Genomic DNA, 20,103 nt, shown 5'->3' with positions numbered 1-20,103 from the left:
TAGATAGTGATGTTAGCTATTAGTTGCTAACGAACCAAATTAAAAAGGCGACTCATGGTCGCCTTTTTTACATATTAAATACTATTTATGGTTCTTATATTACTATAGATAAACGTATTTAACTTCCTGCATAGCGGGACGTTGAGATTCTGTTGCTTTACCAGAAAATACTGCGGTTAAGGTAGAACCTTTACCGATCTTCGCCGCAATATGGCTTGGAATAGTAAATTTAACTTTCTGTGTTGCCCCAGCTGGCATTACAATTTCACGTATAGCTTGGGTAAACATCATCCCCATTGACCAAAACCAAAGTTTTTTACCGTTTTCATCACTGACTATTAAGTCTGCCGTCTTGCCGGATGCAAACATGAGTGGCACACCATAAGACTGGTTATTCTGATATGTCAGTGTTGCTATGATTTCGTTTTCTTTGCCGCTTTCAACTGATAGCTTACCATCAAGTAACCCTGCGCCCATTGGTGCCTCCTGCTGTTTAACAGGCAACTCGCCTGCACCGACGATATTGACTGAGCGTGTTTCCTCAGCTCTTAGTGGCACAGTTTGGCCCTCACTTAATTGTTCGCTTACTTCTTGAGAGCACCCCAGCAAAGAGGCCAAAGCAAGCATATATAAACTTCTAATCAACATTTAAAAGCCCCCCAATTTCTTTAATAAACTGTCTTTAAGCTTATTAGTTTCATCTTTTAATTTCGAATCAAGTAAGGCCTTAGTATCAAGTGAAAATTTTGGTTCAGACATAGTGCCTTTTATCGCAAACGGAATTTCGACACCATAAAGCGCGTCACGATTATCGCCGCCCTGACCTTCTAATGAACCAACAACAGATGTTGTTAGTTTATAATCTAACGCTTCATTAATGATATTTGCAGTACCAGCACCTTTTAGACGAATTAGCGGTGAAGCCATATCTAAATCAGGGTTCGTCACTACACCTTTAGCAATCTTGAACGAGCCAGTCATGCTCGTAAAATCCGTTTTTTTCTCGCTTGAGCTAGCTCCCGATGAAAGGTCGCCGCCTAACTTTGCTTTTGCTTCTCGGATCATTTGTGGAATATTAACTCCGTGTATTGCGCCATCTGCAATTTCAAATTTACCGTTAGCAAGTAAGTTTTTCTTTAAATTATCCGGCAATAGGCTTGAACCTTTACCAGCCACGTTAAAGTTAGCTTTACCGTCAAGCATGTCTACTTCAGCCATATCAATCAATAGGGCTCGAATATCTACACCGGAAAGGCGTTTATCAAACTGGTACGACGCCACTTTATTACGCCCGTCAATCTCAGCTGAAGCACTGATTTTACCGCCGTATAAATCAGCCGATAACTGCTTCATATTAGCCACACCACCTTTCATCACTAACTGCATTACCCAGTTTTGTGTTTTCAAGTTGGCAACCTTAACCGACTTAACCCGCACATCAACATCAAGGTTAACGGACTTCATTGCGCGTAAGTCTGGTTCAACTGCTACCGAAGTATTGCTGGTTTGTTGTGCCTCCTTTGCTTGTTCGCCTTCATGCTTAGGTAACATAGCATCAAGATCGACATCACCAACCTCGAGTTTAGCCACAACATTAGGCACTTTTTGTCCATAAGCAATATCTAGAGACCCAGAAGCATTGATATTGGCAGCACTAAAACTAGAAAGCACAAGATTTAATGTTTGCTTTTCCAGCGCCACAACCACTGATGTTTTCAGATCAGCTTGCAAACGGCCATTTGGTAACCCTTCACCAGTAGCTTTGTTAGCAACAGCAAAGTCATTAATTGTGATGGTTTGCAGATCTTGAGCAACCTTAATCTGGCCTTCACCACGACTCAGAATACTCATATCAGGTAAGGTCGCGGTAAACTCATATTGTAGTGGCGCAAATTCACCTAATTGAAAACGACCTAATGTTAGCTCCTTTAGCGAAAAAACTTGCTCAGTTTGAGTCGCATTATCAATATTAGTAATTTTAGTATTTGTAATATTGATACCACCAATGTCTAAGCGCGCTAAGCTAGAGCCACTCGATGCTGAGGTTGTACTTTTAGCTTGTTCAACATTACTTTTATCACTAGCCTCGCCTGCTAAACCATCAAAACTCGTACGACCATCTTTTTGGGTTTCTAGCATCAGCGTCAATCCATCGAGATTTAGCTGTGAAATCTCAACTTCTTTTTTTAATAAAGGCATCAATGCAACTTCGGCAACCACTTGGTTTATCGCTACCATTGACGCATTTTTAAACCCATCAGGGTTAGATAAAGTGATTTGACCTAGCTCGATACCAAGACTTGGGAAAAATGTCCACGATAAGTCACTGCCTATCGCTAACTCTCGACCAGTTTGCTCCTTAACTAAGTCGACTATTTGTGGTTTAAAATCATTGGGATCAAAAATCACAGTCACATAAAGCACCAAAGCAAGAACTAAGCCTAAGAGTGTTATAAAAAACCATTTTAAAAATTTCATAGCAGATTCCATCTGTTATCACAAAGACGTTGTTATAAATTTAGCACGGAAATGTCTAAAGCTTCATTAGAAACCGCCACTCCGTTACCGTCGGCATAAATGAATGACTGGGGCGAAATAATCACTCCATATATTTCAACAGCAATATTCACTTCTCCGATCCCTTTTTTCTCTGTTTTTATCGGGTTAATACCAATTGCCTGAACCCCAAGATCAATTGTTTTCAAGGTGCCAACATCTCGTACGCAGCCATAAATCACGACACCATTCCAACCATTTTTAGCTGCACTCAAAGCAATCATATCCCCTAACAAAGCGCAGTCTGTAACGCCTTGACCATCAACGACGAGCACTTTACCTGTGCCATTTTGAGCCAATAACTCTTTAACTTTTGAGTTATCTCTAAAGCATTTTACAGTAACAACTTCTCCCCAAAAGCACTCCTGCTTACCGTATGATATAAACATTGGCGGTAATAGAATAAGCTTATCAGCATAGGTATCAAACAAATCTGGTAATAGATCTAACATTAGGCCTCCATGCAAAATGTTCTTCATAATATCGCTAGATTGACAGGTCAGACGCTCAAACCCAAGTAATAACAGCTAAAATTAGTGATTATTTATACCATCTAGACTTTTCCGCAACTAAAATACAAACTATAATCTTGCATAACGTCTGTAGACAGACCTATCTTCCGTTAACCGTAGGTAAAAATGAATAATAATATGGATTTAGAAAGCGCTATAGCTGCACTTGACCAATATGGTTATGATAAGAAACACACTAGCGATTTAGAACAAGCTCGCAATAAAACACAGATGCTAAAATACATCGACTCATTAGATTTTAACCTTCGCCGTTTATTGATATTACAAGAAGCTGTCAATGAATTGGTAGAAAATGAAAAGCGATTACTTGCTCAGCAAGAAAGTATTCAAACCTATAAAACAAAGATCATTAACTTATCGCGCCAATTTAATATCTCTTACGATGAAGTGGTTCAAATAATGAAGCAACAAGAAAATAAGTAATATTAACTAATTTTACATTGCTTTTTGCAGTACTTAAGTATTAATTTTGCAGTACTTAAGTATTAAAAAGCTATTACTATTTTCAAAGTTAAATCTAAGTAATAAAAGTCTATTTAGCTGGATTTTTAACGACTAAATAACCAATAGCCAAAGCTATCGGTAAAACTCAAACTGCAAAGTAACCGAGTTTTATCAGTTGATATATATTAAGCCTATGGATGGGCTGATGCAGCCTCACATGTACGTTACATATTCCTAAAAATCTTGCCGTCATCAACTGACTTCAAATACATCAAGCTATCATTCCAAAGTAAAAATACACTTTTTAAAATGATTAGTTAAAAAGAGGGAAAGTAAGATATTCCCAACTTTTAATCGGTATACTCTAAGATACAAAATACACAAGCTAAAATAATGTAAGAACAATTCGCCTGCGCGTAAAGCTCTCTTTAACGTATCTCTAAGTAGGTACTATTGAATTGGCTACACTCTAATTAGAGGATTGCTTTCTCTTAGTACTAAACATAAACAATTTTAATAACTTTGATGTAATACTCTTTGCTTTTCCTTGTTTAAACCTTAATCCCAACAATATAACTAACGCTAGAATATAAAAGCTAGGCTCAATAATTTCAGACTTTACCGACCAGTAAAAATGAATTACGGCAAGTATACCTATAAGGTAAATCCCGTTATGTAACACCTGCCATTTACGCCCCATCTTACGTCTAATTGAGTTTAAAGAAGTTACCGCTAGCGAAGCCAATAAAATGTAAGCAGCTGCACCAACTAATATATAAGGACGTTTCAAAACCTCATCAAAAAACAGTGACCACGCAAATAGCAGATCTAAGCTAAAAAATGCCAATACATGCAAACTTGCATAAGCAAACACGTACAAACCAACTAAACGCCGTGTTTGCAGCAATAACCCTTGCTTAAAGTGTTTCGCTATAGGAGAGATAAGCAGTGTTGCTATCAATGCATTTAAAGCCCCAATTCCGGTAAAATGAATGATGTATTGCACCGGATCTCCACCGGCATTATCAGTCATCACTTTTAACAGTAAGTAGCCGATTGGTACTAAACCAATTAAATGAAACACGCATTTTAGCCAAAACAAAGAACGGCTAGTTAAACGCATAAACCTCTCCTTCCAACAGCATAAGTAAAGCCTATACTTTTGAATTAACGTAAATAAAACTAGCTTAATAAAACTTTTTCAAATCCATATCTTTATAAAGATCAGCGACAATATCGCCATAACCATTAAAAGGTAACGTTGGGATCCTTTTAGCAGAGAAAAGCCCCCCCTCAGCGATACGCCTTTCAGAAGCCTGAGACCATCTTGGATGATCAACATCCGGGTTTACATTGGCATAAAAACCATACTCGCTGGCAGCAAGTTGATTCCAAGAAGTAGGCGGTTGTTTGTCAGTTAAGCGAATACGCACAACAGACTTAATACTCTTAAAGCCATACTTCCATGGAACAACAAGCCTGATAGGCGCACCATTTTGTGGTGGCAAAGTTTTACCGTATAAGCCTACAGACATAAACGTAAGATCGTTCATCGCTTCGGCTAACGTTAGCCCTTCAACATAAGGGTAATTAATGCCACCACCAGCATAACGACTTCTTTGCCCCGGCATTTGCTCGGGATCATATAAAGTTTCAAATGCAACATATTTGGCATTGCTGTTTACACCGACTTTTTTTAGCAAGCTCGCTAAAGAAAATCCAACCCAAGGGATCACCATCGACCACGCCTCTACACACCTAAAGTTATAGGCACGTTCTTGCAACGGAAATAACTTGAGTAAATCGTCATAATCAAGCGTCATAGGGTTATCAACTTCACCATCAATAACTAACTTCCACGGATCAACTTTCAAGCCTTGAGCGTTCTCTTCAGGATCGGTTTTACTGGTTCCGAATTCATAGAAATTATTGTGGGAGATGATTTTAGATTCAGGTGTCAGCGAACCGTACAACAAGTGGTCGTACTGTGCTTGCTTTGCAAAAGGCAGAGTTTGTGTCAAAAAAGCAGCCTTCTTCTTATCATCAGAAAATAGATCGAACACACCTGCATTCGCGTGAGAAGACAGCAGTGCCCCAGCTCCAACAAAGCCCATCTGCTTCAAAATACGTCTCCGGTCACGATAGACTTCTTCTGGTGTAATATCACAGTCTTTAAACTTATCCCATGCAGCAGTTTTTTTTATATTCATTGGCCGCTTCCATCCTTCTATCAGATCAATATGTTGCTATTAACTAATCAGACCGACTAAGTTCCAAAAAGGTTTCACACCAATTTAAATGTTACATTTCGATAACAGCTGACTATGTCTGCATCACTTGTATTACTAATCATTCGCTTATACTTGCAGTGTTTAAATCGCCATGCCACTCTAGCGGTTCATTCACCATGTTAAGAGCCTTCTCACATGCCTTTAGAGCTTGCTTTCTCCACCGGACAAATAGTCATCATCGTTGCTATTGCCTTTCTTGCCATGTTAATCGGCGCATTATTCAATCAACGAAAAACTCGCATTAAATGGGAATACGTTCGAAAGCAACTATTGGATGAAATGGAACAAACCAAAGTTGGATTAAATTCAGAGATCTTAGAGCTAAAAGAAAATATTCACCAAAAAGAACTTACTATTGACCAATACCAAGACAAATTAGAATATCGACTAGAGCAGTTAGGGAAAGCTCAAGCTCAAGCAGAAAGAACAGTCGAATTAGAACAAGCGTTATTGGATAACCAAAGAAAACAGATGGAAACCCAACTCGCCCTGTCAAAGTCTAATGCCATGCAACAAACATTGGCAGCAAGTTTTAACGCTAAAGAGCAAGCGCTTAACGATAAAATTCAATTACTTGAAGACTCTGAACTTAGACTTAATGCGCAATTTGAAAACCTAGCAACAAAAATTTTTGAAGCTCGCAGTGAAAAATTACAATCACAAAATAATCAGCAGCTAGACAGTGTACTGGCACCTTTTAAACAACAGATTGAAGGTTTTAGAGCACAGGTACAAGCCTCCTATTCGCATGAACAAACCCAGCGGAGTGCACTTAAACATCAACTTGACTCATTAACAGAGCTTAACTTAAAAATGAGCCAAGATGCTGTAAACCTGACCAAAGCGCTAAAGGGAGATAACAAGCAACAAGGTAATTGGGGCGAAGTCATCTTAGAGCGTGTATTACAAGAAAGTGGTCTGCGGGAGGGACATGAGTACGATACCCAAACAGATTTGAAAAATGACACAGGTAAACGTTTTAAACCTGATGTCATCGTACATTTACCAGAAAAAAAAGATGTGGTGATTGATGCAAAGATGTCATTAATCGCCTACGAGCGATACTTTAACAGCGATGACGAAGTAATACGTGCGCAAGCGATTAAAGAACACATACTGTCAGTTCGAGCACATATTAAAGGGCTAAGCCAAAAGGATTACCAAAAGCTACATGGACTAAAAAGCTTAGACTATGTATTAATGTTTATACCACTAGAACCTGCATTTTTACTTGCACTGGAGCATGATCCTAGTTTAGTCAATTACGCGCTTGAAAGTAATATTATGCTAGTTAGCCCGACCAACTTACTCGTTGCACTCAGAACAATTAATAATATTTGGCGTTATGAATATCAAAACCAAAATGCGCAAATGATTGCTAAACAAGCTGGAAAGATTTATGACAAATTGTGCAGCTATTTAGACGACATGGATAAGTTAGGCCGTGCTTTAGAATCTGCCGATAAAAACTTTACTAGTGCGATGAATAAGTTATCGACCGGAAAAGGAAACGTCATTCGTCAAGCGCATCAAATGCAACAATTAGGTGTAGAAACCAGTAAAAAAGTGGACGCCCAACTTCTAGATAAAGCGCTAAGCTTAGCAGATGATAATTTTCATCAAAGCTAGCCATAGAAAGTTAACACTAGGCTCATTATAAGGATATTAAAGAGGATTCTCGTAAATGCACAAGCAGTTAAGTCGCATTTTAATAGGGTTTGTAGCCGTCGTTTCGTCACTGTCAGCCACTGCTGCTCAACTTACCGAGCAGCAGCAATTATACTTAGACGCGAGAAGCAAACTAAATAAACAGCAAATTAATCAATATCAAGCAATGCGAAATAAGCTTGACGATTATCCTTTGGCTATCTATCTCGATTTTCATGATCAGATAAACACTATCCTTAAATTACCCGCCGATAGAGCGCTTAAGGAGTTAAATCACTTTAAAGGCAGTCCACTTTATAACACAGGACGTTACCGTTACCTTAAACGCAGTGGCAGTCAAAAACGCTGGAAAGACTTTCTGGTGATAAGCCCAAATCAGCCGAATAACGTTGCCTTACAGTGCTACTTTTATCGAGCTCAATTACAACAAGGAAATAAAAAGCTCGCTTTTGAAGGCACAGAAAAGCTCTGGCTATATGGTCGTTCACGCCCTAAAGAGTGTGATCCGTTGTTTAGGCAATGGCAAAAAGCAGGTCTCCGTACTCAAGAGTTAATATGGTCTCGAATGCTACTCAGCTTTGAGCAAGGACAGTATGGCCTACTTTCATATCTATCTAAGCAGCTAACCACTAATAAAAACGATGCTAAACGTCTACTCGCAGTCTATAAAGATCCTCGTAGCTTACGTCACAAATCAAAGTTTAGTGGCAGCGCAAAAATCAATGCCACTATTGTTGATTTAGGCTTAAGAAAGTTAGCTAAAAAAGATTTAAAACAAGCTGTAAAGCTATTTGCAGCATACCAAAAAGCCGATAGATTTACTGATTTCCAAGGCCGTAAACTCAGTCGCTATTTAGTTAGACGAACGCTCATTTATCAAGTCATTGAGCTACAAAGTTATGCCGACACCATTTTACCTTTACTAGACAGCGATGACTTGGTAGAGATGCGTTTACGCTGGGCGTTAAGAGACAATGATCAAACGAACTTTGCCAAATTTTTACCTCTATTAACTGAACAAAAACAAAATACTGCACGCTGGAAATATTGGCGCGCAGTAGTGCTTTCTCGAGAAAACAGCAAACAAAGTCAGCAAACATCACAAGGTTTATTTGAACAACTCAGGCTTGAGCGTAATTTTTATGGCTACCTTGCGGCTGCAAAGCAAAAGCAGCCATTTCAATTGCAAAACCAAATTAGTCAGAGCGATAAAAAGCTTAGAGCAGATATCACGGAAGACAAAGGGTTGGCCAGAGTCCGTGAATTACTTGCTATCGATAAACAGTCTGATGCTCGAGCCGAATGGGTGATGCTGTTAAAGCGTCACAATAAAGCCATGCAAACAGAATATGGCGTCTATGCGGTTGAGCAGAAATGGCATAGTTTAGGTGTACAAGCGAGTATCCAAGCCAAACTATGGAATGACATGCAAATGCGCTTCCCTTATGCAGCACAAGATGCTTTTACCCAAGCCAGCAAAAAGTACCGCGTCGATATTGATGAAATTCGCGCTATATCAAGACGAGAAAGTGCCTATTACCCTAATGCGACATCAGGCGTTGGTGCTCGCGGCTATATGCAGCTAATGCCTGCCACAGCAAAGCAAACAGCCAAAAAAGCTAAGCTGCCTTATCGCGGTATTAAGAGTTTATATGATGAAAAGCTCAATATTGCTTTAGGTAGCGCCTATTACAGTGGTCTATTAAAACAATTTGACCAAAACAAAGTGCTCGCAACCGCCTCTTATAATGCCGGACCTCATCGAATTAAAAGCTGGTTGAAGAGAAGCGATGGTAAACTTGACGCAATTAGCTTTATTGAATCTATTCCCTATCGAGAAACTCGGGAGTACGTGCAAGCAGTATTTAGCTATAAAGTTATTTATCAAGTCAGACAAGGCAAACAAGCCGAGTTACTATCCGCTGAGGAACTGAACTTTAGCTACTAGCTTTAGCTATTTGCATTGATTGCTAGCGTTTAAACCTGCACAACTAACCTGCTATATCATTCAGTAGTGGGCTGCTTTTCTTAAGCAGCCCACCTCTAATATCATTCTCTTTTAAACAAAGCGCCACAGCATCAATAAGGCCCCAAAATAGCCTTAATAACCTATTCCGCCAAGCGACCCCGAGGCTACAACTTCGTTAACGTCCCAATACCAGAACCGCCCGTTTACGCTATCAAAAACTGAAAACTGTTCTACTGTTATAGCAATCAATATAAAACTTAATCCCTTACAGTTAACACTGCCAAGTGTTCTCTGCAAAGGCAGCTTAACCATTAATCTTAATGAGCAATACAAGGAAGCTAATAATGAATAGCTCTCAAGGTAAAGGTGTGTGTCCTGTCATGCACGGTGCAAACACCACTCAACAAAGCAAACAAAACCAATGGTGGCCAAAATCGCTAAATCTCGATATTTTGCATCAACATGACACCAAAACCTCTCCCCTAGCCAGTGATTTTAACTATAAACAGGCTTTTAATACCTTAGACTTGGAGGCTGTAAAACAAGATTTAAAAGATCTTATGACCCAGTCTCAATCATGGTGGCCGGCAGACTGGGGCCATTATGGCGGCTTGATGATCCGTTTAGCTTGGCACTCAGCAGGTACATACCGAATTGCAGATGGGCGTGGTGGTGCCAGTCGTGGCAGTCAACGTTTTGCTCCACTGAACAGCTGGCCTGATAACGGCAACTTAGACAAAGCTCGCAGGCTATTATGGCCAATTAAAAAACGCTATGGCGATGCCCTTTCTTGGGCGGACTTGATCATTTTAGCTGGCAATATGGCCTATGAATCAATGGGGCTTAAAATGTTCGGCTTTGCCGGCGGTAGAGAAGATGTCTGGACTCCTGAAATTGACACCTATTGGGGCGCTGAAAAGGAATGGTTAGCCACCAGCGATACTGAAAATAGCCGCTACTCTGGCGAGCGAGACTTAGACAATCCACTCGCCGCAGTGATGATGGGGTTAATTTATGTGAATCCTGAAGGCGTTGACGGTAAACCCGATCCCATTAAAACCGCTCACGATGTCAGAATTACCTTTGCCAGAATGGCGATGAACGATGAAGAAACCGTTGCACTTGCAGCTGGCGGCCACACAGTTGGTAAATGTCATGGTAATGGTGACGCAAGCCAACTCAGCGCAGAACCCGAAGCTGGCGAGCTTGAAGATCAGGGATTTGGCTGGCTGAATAAACAGCTGCGCGGCATAGGCGCTGATGCCGTCACCAGTGGCCTTGAAGGCGCTTGGACCACGAACCCAACCCAATGGGATAATGGTTATTTCCACTTACTATTAAATTACGATTGGTGGATGCAAAAAAGTCCCGCTGGGGCTTGGCAATGGGAACCAGTGAATATCAAACCAGAGGATATGCCTGTTGATGCAGAGGATCCTACTAAACGCCAAAATCCAATCATGACCGATGCTGACATGGCACTAAAATTTGATCCGCAATACCGTAAAATCGCGGAGAAGTTTTACCAAGAACCTGCATATTTTGCCGATGTATTTACCCGAGCATGGTTCAAACTCACCCATAGAGATCTTGGACCCAAGACCCGTTATCTCGGCGCGGATGTTCCAGCAGAAGAGCTTATCTGGCAAGACCCTATCCCACTCAACCCCAATCGGTTAGATGCATCTGAGTTGACCTCACTTAAAAAGGCCATTTTAGCAAGTGATGTTTCCCCGTCTGAATTTATTATTACCGCTTGGGATAGCGCTCGCACTTACCGCGGCTCAGATCGCCGTGGTGGTGCTAATGGCGCTCGTATTCAGCTTGCTCCGCAAAGTAGCTGGCAAGGTAATGAGCCTGAACAACTTAACAAAGTGCTTACTGCACTAAGACAGATCCAAAGCCAATTGAATTCTTCAATTTCAATGGCAGATCTAATTGTTTTAGCCGGTAACACTGCGATTGAACACGCTGCGCAATTAGCTGGTTGTCAGGTTGAGGTACCTTTTGCCCAAGGCCGAGGAGATGCAAGCCAAGAAAACACAGACGAGCACTCTTTTGAAGTATTAGAACCATTACATGACGGCTTTAGAAACTGGTTAAAAGCAGATTATCGCGTCTCAGCTGAGGAGTTACTGTTAGAGCGCAGTCAATTAATGCAACTTACCGCCGCAGAAATGACAGTACTGATAGGCGGTATGCGGGTTTTAGGCACTAATTACGCAGGCACAAAACACGGGGTATTCACCGACAATATAGGCGTACTCAGTAATGATTTTTTCGTCAATCTCACTGATATGAATTATAGCTGGCAACCTAAAAGTGATAATTTATACCATATCCTAGATCGAGAAAGCGGTAAGCTAAAATGGACCGCAACCCGCGTCGATTTAGTCTTAGGTTCAAACGCGATTTTACGCTCCTATTGTGAGCATTACGCCCAAGATACGAGTAAGCAAAAGTTTATCAATGACTTTATCAATGCATGGGTAAAGGTGATGAACGCTGATCGTTTTGATTTGACATAAGCGTGAATCACACTCAAAGAAAAGGTTATGGCGACTGACTATCAAGCTGTAGCTTTTTCTTATCTTTTTATTGCTCTTTCAATACCCTGCTCTACAACTTTTGCTCAGCTGTTAATCCCCTCTCTTTAATGCCACTTTTACTAGAATGTAAATGCGCTAAAAACACAGAATAAATCATGAATAAAACACGCTAAAGGCTAGTAAGCACACCCAATTTGCACCATAGTAGTTAACACACTGGATTTATAAAAATAACAACACAAGGTGTGTATGCATAACTCAATTATCAACAACCTTCTACAGCAACTTGAAGCGGTTTTACTTGGCAAACCCCATCAAATAAAACTCGCCCTCACTTGTATTCTTGCTCGTGGTCACTTACTGATCGAAGATCTTCCCGGGATGGGTAAAACCAGTTTGTCACATGGCCTTGCCCACAGCTTAGGGCTTAGCTATCAGCGAGTTCAATTTACCAGTGATATGCTGCCAGCAGATATTCTTGGAGTGTCTATTTTTGATAAGTCACAAGCGCAATTTAACTTTCACCCAGGCCCTATCTTCAACCAAATGATTTTGGCCGATGAAATTAATCGCGCCAGTCCAAAAACCCAAAGTGCACTTTTAGAGGCCATGGCCGAACAGCAAATCACTGTCGACGGTGCCACTTACTCTCTACCACAACCCTTTTTTGTTATTGCAACACAAAACCCAACCGAGCAATCTGGTACTTTTTCACTGCCAGAATCACAATTAGACCGATTTATGATGCGCATATCCATCGGCTACCCAGCACCGGAAGCTGAGCTTGCAATGTTAAAGAATCAAGACCCCAATCAAAGCATTGCAGACTTACCAGAATGTCTATCCGCCACATCGCTACAAGCACTACAAAAGCAAGTTGACGATGTCAGCGCCTCTGATGCACTGCTTAAATATATTCTCGCGTTGGTGAATACATCAAGAGACCAAGCTCAATCCCCTGGCTTATCGCCTAGAGCAAGCATAGCCATACTACAAGCCGCTAAGGCTTGGGCATTTATTAACCAAAGAACCTATTTAGTCCCGGAAGATGTACAGGCAATCTTTCCTCATGTAGCCGAACACAGAATAAGGCAACACTCTCAACAACAAGGCGAAGCTGTATCAGATAAAATTCTTAATCAAGTTAACCCTATCTTGTAACTGCAAGCAATTGATAAGCAGTGTAGCTGCCAGTCACAACAATGAGATAGAAATAGGGATTTATGCAAAATCGCGGTAAACAAAAACTACAACAAGGTTGGCTAAAATGGCTTTCTAGGCGATTACCAGCCAGCAAGCAAATCACTTTAAGCCATAAAAGTATCTTTATCCTCCCATCGGGCTTTGGCATCGCTTGGTTGGTTTTAGTGGTTTTGCTTTTTTTACTCGGTACCAACTATCAAAATAACCTGATTATGGGGCTAAGCTTTTTACTGTTAAGCGTATTTAACACCTGCATTATCTATAGCTATAAAAATCTTGCAGGCTTAACCCTTTCAAGTAGGCAACAAAGTGGTCATTTTGCAGGAAGTCCCATTTACTATCCTATTCAGTTATCGAGCAAGCGCCAAGCATTTGAAATCCAATGCCAATTTAAAGACCAGCCACTACATAGCATCAAGTCAGTAAATAATCAGCAATCACAACTGTTAGTGACTGTTGACAAGGTACGCCGCGGGATTAATCGACCTGGTCGCTTAAAAGTTGAAAGCCGTTACCCACTTGGCCTATGTCGCGCATGGTCCAATATAGATCTGGATTTATCGCAATTAGTCTTTGCAGAGCCGATTGTCGATTCAAATCCGGTCTCTTTTATTTCAAAGCCCGGTGATGAACAAGAACATAGTGGTAAATATGTCTCTGGCGTTGATGAGTTTAAAGGGCTAAAAGAGTATCAAACTGGTGAGCCTTTAAAGCAAGTTGCGTGGAAACAATGGGCACAGGGCCGCGGCATGTTAACCAAAGAGTTTGAACAACCACAAGGCGCCCCAATGTGGTTAGCGTTAGAAGATAACGCGGATGATATTGAGCTAGCACTGAGTCACCTTGCATGGCATACAGAGCAATTAAGTCAAAATAATCAAGTTTTTGGATTAACCCTCTCAGGCCAATCTATCCCTCCCGCTCATGGCGAAAAACATCGGCTTCACGTACAAACTCAATTAGCGCTGTTTCCTCGACGTTCACCAGCGAGGAGACCACGAAAATGACAAGCATAGAAAATCAAAATATCTCACGCCACACGCTAATGTGGCTGCTAATCACCAATATCGCGATCCTATCGCCGCTATATCAACAAATAACCCTTTGGTCTTTAGCAATTTGTGCCATCTGTATTTTTTGGCGGATCGGGATTTATTTAGGCAGGGTTGCCAAGCCGCCTAAATGGCTGGTTACAGCGCTTGCCCTCGCAGCTGCAACAACACTTGCAATCGTTGCTGGCCAGATTGGTGTACTAAACGCAATGGTTAACTTGTTGATCCTCGGCTACGCACTAAAATACATCGAAATGCGTAACCGACGTGACGTTCAAGCTGTAGTGCTTGTTGGCTACTTCCTGATTGCATTTACTTTTATCCACCAGCAAACACTATTATCAACCCTGCATTTACTCGTTATAACCATTATTAATACCTGCGTGCTAATTAGCCTTTACCACGATGAAAAGAACTTTAAATATGCTGGGTTACTAGGCAGTAAAATTTTGCTGCAAAGCCTACCTTTTGCAATCGTTCTTTTTTTAGTTTTGCCTAGACTTGCTCCTTTGTGGCTAGTTCCACCGCAAAATAAAGCGCAAACAGGATTGTCTGACAACGTAAGTTTTGGTGATATAAATGAGTTAACACGTTCAAGTGCGCTAGCCTTTCGAGCCAGATTTTCAGGACAAGCCCCTACTAATGAAAAGCTCTATTGGCGAGCCATTGTGATGGAAGATTATGACGGCAAAACCTGGTTGCAAAACCCACGTATAACCAACAAAAACAGTCTAAACCGCAATAATACAAATAATGACATAGCTCAAAGGCCTCAACACCTTGCAAAAGCAGACAGCGCTATTGGCAGTCAGTTTGAATATTCAATAATTGCAGAGCCTAGCCACCAGCAATGGCTATTTGGTTTAGACGTGGCAAACACCAGTGATAGAGGCATTCGCGCTCTTAACGACTTTACTCTTTTAGCTGAGCGTCCAATTGAGCAAAAGCGCTTATATCAAGTAATAAGTAACGAGCAGCTAATTATGGAGCCAAAGCTAAGTCCTTCTGTACGCAATATTAACCTCGCACTGCCAAGGTCGAGTAACCCCAAAACTCACGCCTTAGCAAATGAGTTTGCCCTTAGCTACCCAGAGCCAAAATCAAGACTTAATGCAATGATGCGTTTTTTTACCGAGCAGCCTTACTATTACACTTTGAGGCCACCGCGCGTTGGCGAGCAGCAAATAGATGATTTTTTAATTATCAATAAAGCAGGATTTTGTGTGCATTACGCGAGTGCGTTTGCATTTATGGCGCGTGCAACGGGGATCCCGACCCGTTTAGTTACCGGCTACCAAGGCGGCGAATTAAACTCAACAGCGGGTTATTACAGTATTTATCAATATATGGCGCATGCTTGGGTAGAAGTTTGGCTCGCGGATGAAGGTTGGGTGCGTTTCGACCCAACCGCAATGATTGCTCCTGAGCGCGTCGAGCAAGGCTTTGATGCATTCTTCGACCCAGAAAGCAGCTATCTTATGGATAATCCATTTAGCAGCTTGGCCTACCGTGATAATCCAATGCTTAATGAGCTTAGAATGCGTTTAGCCAGTATTGATTATTTTTGGAGTAGTTGGGTACTTGGGTTTAATGAACAAAAACAACGCCAAGTGCTCAAAGAGATTTTAGGTAATGTTACTCGCACTAAAGTCACAATATTCATTATTGTCAGTTTAAGCGTTATCGGACTCTCTATTGCCTATAGCGCCGGACTCATCCAATTTAGGCGCTCAACTGACAAGCACCTCAACGCCTATTATTCGGTGTGTAAAATGCTCAATAAGCGCGGACTACCTCGAAAGCACCATGAAGGACCGCAAGCATATAATCAACGAGTAACTGCAGCTTTCCCTAGCATCGCTGCGGATTTTACCAAGTTAACCCAGTATTTTATTGCCTTAAAATATCAAAATATGGATCCAAAGCGAGCCAAGCGCTTTTCTCGATTATTAATCAAGCAGTCGAGGTGGTTGAAAATCAAGATCTTGAAACAGAGATTGGCACTTAATAAGACAAACACATAAAATAGCTTACAATACTTATCCTATTAAAAATGTGTTCTTTTTTTGGACATTACGGACAGCCGCTCAGCTGTTAATGTATATTTTCTTAACAACTTTAAGCGCGCATTTATGTCCATTTTTCGACTGCATGCTTGTTAAAGGACCGCCATGTTATATCTAGTGCAATCAAACCAAATGGAAGCATTGTCTGCGCTTTTAGCAACCGAGCTTCGTACCCCTTTGCCTAATACGCCTTTGTTAATGCCAGAGCATATTTTGGTACAAAGTCCAGGCATGTCTACTTGGTTACGTTTAGAAATTGCCAGACAAAATAACATTGCTGCAGGACTTGAGTTCCCACTACCTTCAAGCTTTATCTGGCAACTTTGCCACACCTTGCTCGATGACGTACCAAAAGAGAACGCATTTACTAAAGCGGCCATGACATGGAAGCTAATGGAGCTGTTGCCAACACTGATTGATCGGGAAGACTTTTTACCGCTGGCAAATTACCTTAATAACGGTAATACAGAAACGGAGATTTCAAGCAGCGCAGCACTCGATAACCAAACACACGCTATAGGCGACCAAGAAACCGCGCAAAATCCATTAAAGCTTTATCAGCTTTGCGGCCAAATCGCCGATATTTTTGACCAATACTTGGTTTACCGCCCAGACTGGATTACAGCCTGGGAAGCTAATGAGCCAACCCTGCCGCCCAAAGGCGATAGACTCAGTCCAGCGCAAGCATGGCAGCCAATCCTGTGGCGTGCGTTAATCGATTTTAATGCCAATACGCTACAAAAAAGCCAATATCACCGTGCCAATTTACATCAAGCGCTGTTTGATGCCCTAGACGATCCCACCACTAACTTAGATGCCTTACCAAGACGTCTATTTGTATTTGGTATTTCATCAATGGCGCCACAAACATTAGATGTATTGCACTATTTGGCTAAACGAATCGACGTTGTCATGCTGAATTTGAGCCCGTGTCAGCATTACTGGGGCGATATTGTCGATCCTCGACTACGCGCGCGTATGGCGCTGCAATATGCAGACAAAAATAAACTGGAGCTAGAATGGGAAGATAAGCTTGAAGTGGGCAACCCGTTGCTAGCCAATAACGGTAAAATGGGTCGTGAACTGCTCGACTTATTACTAGAGTTGCCAGAAGAACATACCGCTTTCAACTTCGATTGCTATCAAGAGCCAAGCCCAAATAGCATGTTAAGCGGGGTGCAATACGATATTTTAGAGCTTAGCACCCGCGGCCAAAGTCTTGGCCCAGATGCTGCGCTTTATTTAAGCTTAGATGGCCGCCGTGTAATTGAGCCATCTGATAACTCAATTACCGTAAGAAGCTGTCATAGCCCGCTGCGTGAAGTTGAAACCTTACATGATCATTTACTTGAAATGCTATCGCGGCCAGAAACAGCTGAACAAGCTGCGCTGTCTCCTAAAGATATCGTGATCATGATGCCAGATGTAGCTGCCTACGCACCCTACATTGATGCGGTTTTTGGCGCTAAACAAGGCAGTCATTATATTCCTTATGCCATTGCCGATCGCGGTGCAGCTCAAGAATCACCGCTTATATCCAGCTTTTTGCACCTGTTAAAAATCAATCAAAGCCGCTTTGGCCTTACTGATATTTTAAGTATTCTTGAAGTGCCAGCAGTGCTACGCCGTTTTGAACTTGATGATGAAAGCCTCGCGGTAATTAAGCGCTGGTTAGAGCAAGCTGGCGTTCGTTGGGGCCGTGATGAAACCAGCCGCACCGAATATCAACTACCGGCATTTGAGCAAAACTCCTGGGCCTTTGGTATTAAAAGGCTGATCTTAGGTTATAGCTTTAGTGATGATGCACCGATATACCAACACAGTTTGTCGGTCAATGGCGTTGAAGGCCAAACCGCTCAAGCGCTTGGTAAGTTACTTGATTTCATCGAGGCCCTCGATGAAGTACAACAAGCGTTAGCAGAAGTGTCTGATCTTGAGCAGCGCATGGCACAACTTGAAAGCATCCTCGATGATTTTTATGAGGTTGACGATGATGAGCGTGTGCAGCAACAAGAGATCCGCGACGCTATTGTTAAGCTCAATGAAGAACTCACTGAAGCGGGCCATACAACACCATTAACCATTGAAGTATTACAAAACTGGTTTAACAGTCGCCTATCTGAATCTCGTGTTGGCCAGCGTTACCTTGCGGGTAGCGTTAACTTTTGTACCTTAATGCCTATGCGTTCAATCCCATTTAAGCTAGTTTGTCTGCTGGGGATGAATGATGGCGTCTACCCAAGAGTTCAGCACCCGGTTGGTTTTGATCTCGTAGCACAAATGGGACCAAGAAAAGGTGACCGCTCGCGCCGTCTAGATGATAGATACCTATTTTTAGAGGCGATTCTATCGGCTCGAGAGCAGCTATACATCAGCTTTATCGGTAATAGTGAGCGCGATGACTCTGAGCGTATCCCGTCAATGTTGGTATCAGAACTTATCGAATATTGTCAGCTAGTGTATCTGCCGCAATCTCTTGAGCAGCATTTACATGATGAGCAGATTGAGCCCAATTTAGTTGATGCGATTGAAAAGCAGATCCGTGAGCACCTTATTATTAAGCAGCCTCTGCAGCCTTTTGATGGCAGGCTTTATCAAGCAGCGGAAACTGAAGCTGACTCTAACCATATTCAGCAAAGCTATGCAGCCCAGTGGTGCCCTGCCGTTGTTAGTGAAGCGAAACGATTAGATGATTCAAACAATCACTACAAACGCTTTATCGATGCCAATAGCCAGATATTGCCTTTTACTGACGATAGCAATAGCGAAGCCAATACCGCTGTAAACGTGCCAGAGCTAGAAGTGTCGGCCTTAATCCGTTTTTTCAGAAACCCAGCGCAGTACTTTTTTAACCGTACTCTAAAAGTGGATCTTAGCTTATCAATCCAAGCGGATGATAACGATGAGCCATTTAGCTTAAATGCATTAGAGCGTTATAAGTTACAGGCAGTACTGCTCGATAGCGCAATTGATAGCGGCATCGAAAAACCAAACCTTGAGCTATTAGAACGGCTAAAGGCGCAAGGCAACTTGCCGTTAAAGCCATTTGATGACTTATTGCTCAATCAATATTTGCATGATATTAAACCGCTGATTGGCCGAAGCTTATACTTAAAAGGCGATAAATCTCATTCGGTGGATATCGACTTACACTTTGAGCAGTTAGATCTTAAACTCGTCGGCCGCATTGATGACTTAAGCGCTAAAGGCTTAGTCAATTATCGCCCAGGCACAGCCAATGGCCGTGATTTAATTCGCGTGTATTTACGTCATTTATGTTTATGTGCCATGCAGCAAACTGATTCTAATGCCAAACAAGCAAGCGCTAATGCTCTGCCAATTACCAGCTATTTGCTTGATATCGGTCATTTTTATGCATTCGCTCCTATTACAGCAGAGCAGGCAAAAAACCAGTTAAGCCAGTGGTTGAGCTATTTCCAACAAGGACAGATGCATCCGATTATGTTTATGCCGCGCACTGCCCTAGCCTATGTAGAGGCAGAGGGTTCTCATTGGCAAAAGCTAATTGAAGCTCAATCTCAATGGCTCGATGAGCAAAGCCAGTTAGGTGAAGGCCTAGAGCCGCATTTTCAACGTTTGTTTAGTTTCCCCGATGACTTTACCGAAGATAACTTTGGCGATATTGCCAATCAATTATTAGCGCCGTTAATCAGCCTTTATCATAAAGACAGGTTAAGTGAGTTAGCCAACTTTGTAGAAGCTGGCGTCAATACTGCAGATTTAGGCGAGGTAAAGTAATGAGCCAACAACA

The 20,103-nt window shown here is 41.7% G+C and carries 13 protein-coding genes; 8 read left to right on the top strand and 5 right to left on the bottom strand.

Features of this window, described 5'->3' with window-relative positions; genetic code table 11:
- Positions 1–102: 102 nt before the first annotated feature.
- The 3 genes from AB4298_RS16730 to AB4298_RS16720 are packed head-to-tail and all read right to left on the bottom strand — an operon-like array spanning position 103 to position 3,008.
- Positions 103–648: a BsuPI-related putative proteinase inhibitor gene (locus AB4298_RS16730; RefSeq protein WP_371987568.1), complete on the bottom strand. Its 546-nt coding sequence runs from the start codon at positions 646–648 to the stop codon at positions 103–105.
- Positions 649–2,478: an AsmA family protein gene (locus tag AB4298_RS16725; RefSeq protein ID WP_371987567.1), complete on the bottom strand. Its 1,830-nt coding sequence runs from the start codon at positions 2,476–2,478 to the stop codon at positions 649–651.
- 32 nt (positions 2,479–2,510) lie between these two features.
- On the bottom strand, positions 2,511–3,008 hold the full coding sequence (locus AB4298_RS16720; protein ID WP_248997360.1) for a putative 4-hydroxy-4-methyl-2-oxoglutarate aldolase: 498 nt from the start codon (positions 3,006–3,008) through the stop codon (positions 2,511–2,513).
- A 186-nt stretch (positions 3,009–3,194) separates the two neighbouring features.
- On the opposite strand from AB4298_RS16720, the gene AB4298_RS16715 reads away from it, so the two are divergent.
- Positions 3,195–3,512, top strand: coding sequence for a hypothetical protein (locus AB4298_RS16715; RefSeq protein ID WP_248997361.1), 318 nt, complete (start codon positions 3,195–3,197; stop codon positions 3,510–3,512).
- Between the two features lie 490 nt (positions 3,513–4,002).
- Here AB4298_RS16715 and msrQ read toward each other — a convergent pair whose 3' ends face one another.
- A complete protein-coding gene (gene msrQ, locus AB4298_RS16710) occupies positions 4,003–4,656 on the bottom strand; it encodes a protein-methionine-sulfoxide reductase heme-binding subunit MsrQ (RefSeq protein WP_371987566.1) in 654 nt (217 codons plus the stop codon).
- 64 nt (positions 4,657–4,720) lie between these two features.
- Entirely contained in the window at positions 4,721–5,743 is a 1,023-nt protein-coding gene (msrP, locus tag AB4298_RS16705) for a protein-methionine-sulfoxide reductase catalytic subunit MsrP (RefSeq protein ID WP_371987565.1), read from the bottom strand.
- A gap of 216 nt (positions 5,744–5,959) precedes the next feature.
- Between msrP and AB4298_RS16700 the strand changes: the two genes are divergently transcribed.
- The 7 genes from AB4298_RS16700 to recC all read left to right on the top strand — a co-directional run bounded on the left by AB4298_RS16700 (position 5,960) and on the right by recC (position 20,090).
- On the top strand, positions 5,960–7,453 hold the full coding sequence (locus tag AB4298_RS16700; protein ID WP_371987564.1) for a DNA recombination protein RmuC: 1,494 nt from the start codon (positions 5,960–5,962) through the stop codon (positions 7,451–7,453).
- 55 nt (positions 7,454–7,508) lie between these two features.
- Complete coding sequence (locus AB4298_RS16695; RefSeq protein ID WP_371987563.1) at positions 7,509–9,440, top strand: transglycosylase SLT domain-containing protein; 1,932 nt, start codon at positions 7,509–7,511, stop codon at positions 9,438–9,440.
- A 365-nt stretch (positions 9,441–9,805) separates the two neighbouring features.
- Positions 9,806–11,989 (top strand): catalase/peroxidase HPI, encoded by a 2,184-nt coding sequence (gene katG, locus AB4298_RS16690; RefSeq protein ID WP_371987562.1) that lies wholly within the window; start codon positions 9,806–9,808, stop codon positions 11,987–11,989.
- 270 nt (positions 11,990–12,259) lie between these two features.
- Positions 12,260–13,171, top strand: coding sequence for an AAA family ATPase (locus AB4298_RS16685; RefSeq protein ID WP_371987561.1), 912 nt, complete (start codon positions 12,260–12,262; stop codon positions 13,169–13,171).
- 62 nt (positions 13,172–13,233) lie between these two features.
- Complete coding sequence (locus AB4298_RS16680; protein ID WP_371987560.1) at positions 13,234–14,220, top strand: DUF58 domain-containing protein; 987 nt, start codon at positions 13,234–13,236, stop codon at positions 14,218–14,220.
- Entirely contained in the window at positions 14,217–16,289 is a 2,073-nt protein-coding gene (locus tag AB4298_RS16675) for a transglutaminase TgpA family protein (protein WP_371987559.1), read from the top strand. Before AB4298_RS16680 ends, AB4298_RS16675 begins: the two co-directional genes overlap by 4 nt.
- 147 nt (positions 16,290–16,436) lie before the next feature.
- Complete coding sequence (gene recC, locus AB4298_RS16670; RefSeq protein WP_371987558.1) at positions 16,437–20,090, top strand: exodeoxyribonuclease V subunit gamma; 3,654 nt, start codon at positions 16,437–16,439, stop codon at positions 20,088–20,090.
- Positions 20,091–20,103 lie beyond the last annotated feature (13 nt).

Origin of the sequence: Shewanella sp. 10N.261.52.F9, from assembly GCF_041471165.1 — a bacterium.
Taxonomy (GTDB): Bacteria; Pseudomonadota; Gammaproteobacteria; order Enterobacterales; family Shewanellaceae; genus Shewanella; species Shewanella marinintestina.
This window is presented reverse-complemented; position numbering and strand designations above follow the sequence as displayed.

Excerpts from the sequence above, each read along its gene's own strand:
- AB4298_RS16730 (WP_371987568.1), bottom strand. The coding sequence starts at position 648 with ATGTTGATTAGAAGTTTATATATGCTTGCTTTGGCCTCTTTGCTGGGG.
- AB4298_RS16725 (WP_371987567.1), bottom strand. The coding sequence starts at position 2,478 with ATGAAATTTTTAAAATGGTTTTTTATAACACTCTTAGGCTTAGTTCTT.
- AB4298_RS16720 (WP_248997360.1), bottom strand. The coding sequence starts at position 3,008 with ATGTTAGATCTATTACCAGATTTGTTTGATACCTATGCTGATAAGCTT.
- AB4298_RS16715 (WP_248997361.1), top strand. The coding sequence starts at position 3,195 with ATGAATAATAATATGGATTTAGAAAGCGCTATAGCTGCACTTGACCAA.
- msrQ (WP_371987566.1), bottom strand. The coding sequence starts at position 4,656 with ATGCGTTTAACTAGCCGTTCTTTGTTTTGGCTAAAATGCGTGTTTCAT.
- msrP (WP_371987565.1), bottom strand. The coding sequence starts at position 5,743 with ATGAATATAAAAAAAACTGCTGCATGGGATAAGTTTAAAGACTGTGAT.
- AB4298_RS16700 (WP_371987564.1), top strand. The coding sequence starts at position 5,960 with ATGCCTTTAGAGCTTGCTTTCTCCACCGGACAAATAGTCATCATCGTT.
- AB4298_RS16695 (WP_371987563.1), top strand. The coding sequence starts at position 7,509 with ATGCACAAGCAGTTAAGTCGCATTTTAATAGGGTTTGTAGCCGTCGTT.
- katG (WP_371987562.1), top strand. The coding sequence starts at position 9,806 with ATGAATAGCTCTCAAGGTAAAGGTGTGTGTCCTGTCATGCACGGTGCA.
- AB4298_RS16685 (WP_371987561.1), top strand. The coding sequence starts at position 12,260 with ATGCATAACTCAATTATCAACAACCTTCTACAGCAACTTGAAGCGGTT.
- AB4298_RS16680 (WP_371987560.1), top strand. The coding sequence starts at position 13,234 with ATGCAAAATCGCGGTAAACAAAAACTACAACAAGGTTGGCTAAAATGG.
- AB4298_RS16675 (WP_371987559.1), top strand. The coding sequence starts at position 14,217 with ATGACAAGCATAGAAAATCAAAATATCTCACGCCACACGCTAATGTGG.
- recC (WP_371987558.1), top strand. The coding sequence starts at position 16,437 with ATGTTATATCTAGTGCAATCAAACCAAATGGAAGCATTGTCTGCGCTT.